Annotated in this window: 1 protein-coding gene; it reads left to right on the forward strand. The window is 34.2% G+C overall.

Annotation, left to right across the window (positions count from 1 at the left end; translation table 11 throughout):
• Positions 1-507: 507 nt before the first annotated feature.
• Positions 508-5352, forward strand: a 4845-nt coding sequence (locus O3884_RS08865) for a mucin-binding protein (RefSeq protein ID WP_371453014.1), incomplete at its 3' end; no start/stop codon positions are given.

Below are 5352 nucleotides of genomic sequence, written 5' to 3' on the forward strand. Positions count from 1 at the left end.
AATTTTCGAGGGTGCTTTTGTGTATATAAAGATAAAATACATTAATTATAAAATTTTAATTTAAAGAATGGTGATTTGTAGTTTAATTAGTTTTTTATAGAAGAAAAATAAGAAACTATAGAAAATAATTAAGTTATAAAACGTTTTCTCAAAAGTTTTAAATTATATTTAAAGTAAAAATAAAATAAATATTGATAATTTAATATAAGTATATTGTTGGTGAACAATTGTATTTTCATAACTTACAAAATATAACAACTTTAACTTTAAGTTAAAATAAACTTAAAATTTGTTTATATATCAACGGTTTATGTTGTTTTCGGTTTTCGAGAGCATTGATATAACAGCATTTTTTCAGTGTTTCAAAATGAAAATATTAGTTATAAAAATTATGAAAAATATAGTTGGAATTTTAGGTACGTTTAAGTTTGCTTTTGTAAAATGTTATACATAGTCATTATGATTTATATTTATTCAATTTTAATTTAATAGAAAAAGGAGACGGTAATGTTTAGTAAAAACAATACAAAAATGAATAATAAAAAACAATACGAGAAAGTTAACCACTACGGTATTAAAAAGTTTAACGCAGGAACAGCATCTGTTCTTATCGCGTCTGCTTTTATGTTCCTAGGTGGTGCAGCGCAAGCGGCGGATACTAATAAACAAGAAGCAACAGTAGCAGCTACAGAAAAAGCAGCAGCAACTGAAGAGAAAGCAGAAGTAGCTAAAGCTGAAACACCAGCAGTAGCTCCAAAAGCTGAAGTTAAAGAAGAAACTACAGTAAAAGCAGCTGCTAAAGAAGAAAAATCAGAAGAAACAAAAGCTGAGAAAGTAACAGCTAAAGAAGTAAATAAAACTGCTCTTCAAGCTAAAATTAGTCAATTAGATAACTTATTCGTGTCATTAGCAGGACAAGAGTTATCAGAAGACAAACAAGTTAAAACTGTAAGTGCAGCAGTAGAATTAAACAAAGCTAAAGACCTAGTAGCGCAAGCATCAGCTACACAAGAGCAAGTAGATGCACAAGTAGCGGCATTAGAAGCAGCAATCAACAACTTAAACAAAGTTGAAAAAACTACAGAAAAAGTAGCAGACAAAAAAGAAGAAACTAAAAAAGAAGAAAAATCTGAAACTAAAGTAGCAAAAGAAAACTTAGAAAAAGCAGTTTCAGAAGCAAAAGCAGTAAACCAAGCTGCAACAACATTCGCAACAAAAGAAGTTAAAGAAGAAGCACCAAAAGCAGAAATCAAAGCAGCAGTATCGACATCTGAAAAAGAAATCGCAAAAGCATTAGATATCTTCAACTCAGATTCTTCAACAAAATCAGATGCTGATCAACAACGTAAAGAATTAGAAAAAGCAATCGAAGCAGTGTATGTAACAATGCAACGTGCTGGACACCGTGGAAGAGTAGAAACAGTATTAGCTGATACTGCATCAAAAATTACAGGTAAAGATGTTCTTAAAGATGGAGAAGAAGTTAAAGCAGTAACAAATGCTTATGTTGATATGAATGCTGATAATACGGCTCCTACAGGATGGGGATTTGATACTACTATTAGTACATCAACTCTTAAAGCGGGTTCTATTACAAAAATTGAACTTACTAACTTAGCTGAGTTAGGTGCTGGTTTGGCTGTAAATACAGAAATCAGAGCGACTGATGGAACAGTAGTTGGTAAAGTTAAATCGATCGACTTTAAAACAACTACAGGAAACAACAATAACAAATCTGTACCATATTGGGCACAACGTACACAACGTGGTATGACTTATGACCAGCGTGTTGCTGAGCAACCAGCGGTAGCTAACGAAACTGGTACATATACTTACAACATCGAGTGGAACGATAAAGTAAAAGACTATCCGAATGTGTCGTTTGGAGCGAGTAATTTATCGGGTAATGGATATTTAGCACCACAAATTTCAAAAGACACTCCGTATACAGCGACTATTAAAATTGATGGGCGTACGGTTCTTGAACATACTTATACAAGAAAAGGTCAACAACCTAGCTATCAAAAACAAGGTACTAGTGCATCACTAAGTGAAAACAATGGATTGAACTACCTTAATAATGAGCTAAAAAGTAGAAGTGATTCAATCGTATTAAGAACTGATTCAGATGTTCGTTATGGAGTAGGATCTAAATTTACGATCAAACTTCCTAATGCAGATTTTACTGAATTTAAAGAACTTGAAGGAAGTTCTAGCTTTGTAAATGGATTAAATACAGCGTCTACTATTAACCCTAATAAAGGTGATAGTATTACTTATCGTCCACAAAATCGTTGGTCTAATGCTAGAGCTAATGAAAACAATGTATGGATTTTACAAGATGGTCGAGATACTGGTTTCACATTAACACCTAGATTAATTTCACCAACGGAATTAGAACTTACTGTTACAGAAGGAACTATTCAAGAAGATTCTATAGTCTCTATGCCTCTTCAGTCTTTAGGTATTGAAAAAGTAATAAAAGACAAAACTTTAACAAGTGAATATTCTAATATTACTTATGAAAATGGATTAATTAAACAAGGTTATGTAGGAAACGATAAAACTGCAGCAACTCTTACTGTATCAGGTGGAGAATCTATTAACGGTGGGAAAGAAGATGTTATAACTAAAGTGCCAAATGGTTGGAGTATTAATGGTGATGGTAAAGTTCAAGGTGAGCCACCAACAGGTGCTGTTGTTAGAACATTCAAAGATTTAGTGACAGGTGAAGTTATAGGTTTTGAACCAACAAGATATACAGGGAATATTCCTTTAAGTGAAGATGGTTCAAAAGATTATACTAATGTGCTTGGAAACAAATATGATGTAAGTAATGATCATGTAGACTTAGTTAAAGAAGTTAATGGAGAAGAATACATTCTTGCAGATCTTTCTCCTAAAAATGTAAGAGGAACACTAAGTGTTACGAAGACAAGAGCAAGAGATTTATATTCTGAAGAAGAATTAAAAGCTAAAGGTATAAATGGATCTGCATTTGTTACCCCAGCAGAATATGATTACGTTAAGAAAACAAAGGTAGAAGAAGTAAACCGTACAATTAAATTTGTATACGCTGATAATGTTGCAGGCTTAGCGGGTACTGATGTATTCCCATCACAAAAACAAACTGTGAGCTACACAGGTACAATCAAGCTAACTGCAGAAGGTAAAGCGGTAATTAACTCTGATGACAAACCAGTTTACATTAACTGGAAAGGAACTAATGGTCAAAGTACTGATCTTCCAGAACTTGCAGTACCTCAAAAAGAAGGATATATCGCAAGTGTTGAAAAAGTACCAGTACAAGCAACAACAGCTACAGATGAAGATTACGAATATGTTGTTAAATATACAGCTATTCAAAAAGCGAAAACAACATTCGTAGACGAAAAAGGAAATGCAATTCCAGGAGTAACTGAAATTACTGAACAAGGTGGATCAGAAACTCCATTAACAAAAGAAGCTGAAGTAAAAGCTAAGATCAAAGAACTTGAAAACAAAGGATATGAATTAGTATCTAATACATACCCAGAAGGTGGTAAGTTCGATACGGATAAAGATACAGATCAAGAGTTCAAAGTAACATTAAAACAAAAAGAAGTTACAGTAACACCAGATCAACCGAAAACACCAGGAACTCCAGTAGATCCAAACAACCCAGAAGGACCTAAATACCCAGCTGGATTAGAAGAAAAAGATCTAAACAAAACAGTAACACGTACAATCACATACGTATACGCAGATGGAACTCCAGTGTTAAATGAAGATGGAACACCAAAAACAGTAACACAAGAAGCTAAATTCACTCGTACTGCTAAAGTTAACTTAGTAACTAAAGAAGTTACATACGGAGACTGGTCAGAAGCTAAAGACTTAGCTGAAGTTAAATCACCAGTAGTTAAAGGATTTTTAGCTGATAAAGCAAGTGTTCCTGTAGTAAATGTAACTGGAGATTCAAAAGATATTAAGGAAGTAGTAACATACAAACCGCTAGGATCATGGATTCCAAATATTCCAGGTGAAACACCAACACCGATTAAATATCCAAACCATCCAACAGATCCAACAAAACCAGGAGATAAACCGGTATTACCATATGTACCAGGTATGACTCCAAAAGATAAAGATGGACAACCACTTAAACCAGTAGATCCAACAGATCCAACTAAAGGATATATCGTACCAGATCTTCCAACAGATCCAAGTCAAGACACTCCAATCAACTACGTAAAAGACACTCAAAAAGCGAAAACAACATTCGTAGATGAAAAAGGAAATCCAATTCCAGGAGTAGACGCTATTACTGAAGAAGGTGATTCAGATACACCATTAACAAAAGAAGCCGAAGTAAAAGCTAAGATTAAAGAACTTGAAAACAAAGGATATGAATTAGTATCTAATACATACCCAGAAGGTGGTAAGTTCGACAAAGATAAAGATACAGATCAAGAGTTCAAAGTAACGCTTAAAGCTAAAGAAGTTACAGTAACACCAGATCAACCGAAAACACCAGGAACTCCAGTAGATCCAAACAACCCAGAAGGACCTAAATACCCAGCTGGATTAGAAGAAAAAGATCTAAACAAAACAGTAACACGTACAATCACATACGTATACGCAGATGGAACTCCAGTGTTAAATGAAGACGGAACTCCAAAAACAGTAACACAAGAAGCTAAATTCACACGTGAAGCAAAAGTAAACTTAGTTACAGGAGAAGTTACATACGGAGACTGGTCAGAAGCTAAAGATTTAGCTGAAGTTAAATCACCAGTAGTTAAAGGGTTCTTAGCTGACAAAGCAAGTGTTCCTGCTGTAAATGTAACTGCGGATTCAAAAGATACTACTGCGGTAGTTACTTACAAACCAATCGGTTCATGGATTCCAAATATTCCAGGACAACCAACAGATCCAATCAAATATCCAAACGATCCACAAGATCCAACAAAACCAGGTAAACCAACAGAAATATTACCGTACGTACCAGGATTTACACCAGAAGATAAAGATGGAAATCCACTTAAACCAGTAGATCCAACAGATCCAACAAAAGGATATGTAGTACCAAACGTTCCAACGGATCCAAGTGAAGATACAGTAATTAACTACGTAGCAAACAAAGCAAACTTAGTAGTTAAATATGTAGATGAAAATGGAAAAGACTTAGCTCCTTCAGAAACAACAGAAGGAAAAGTAGGAGATGAGTACACAACAACTGGAAAAGTAATCAACGGATACGTATTAGTACGTGTAGAAGGTGAAGCTAAAGGTAAGATTGGAACAGATGGTTCAACAGTAACATACGTTTACAAACCATTAGGTTCATGGATTCCAAATATCCCAGGACAA

It is taken from the genome of Gemella sp. 20925_1_85, assembly GCF_041433735.1.
GTDB lineage: Bacteria > Bacillota > Bacilli > Staphylococcales > Gemellaceae > Gemella.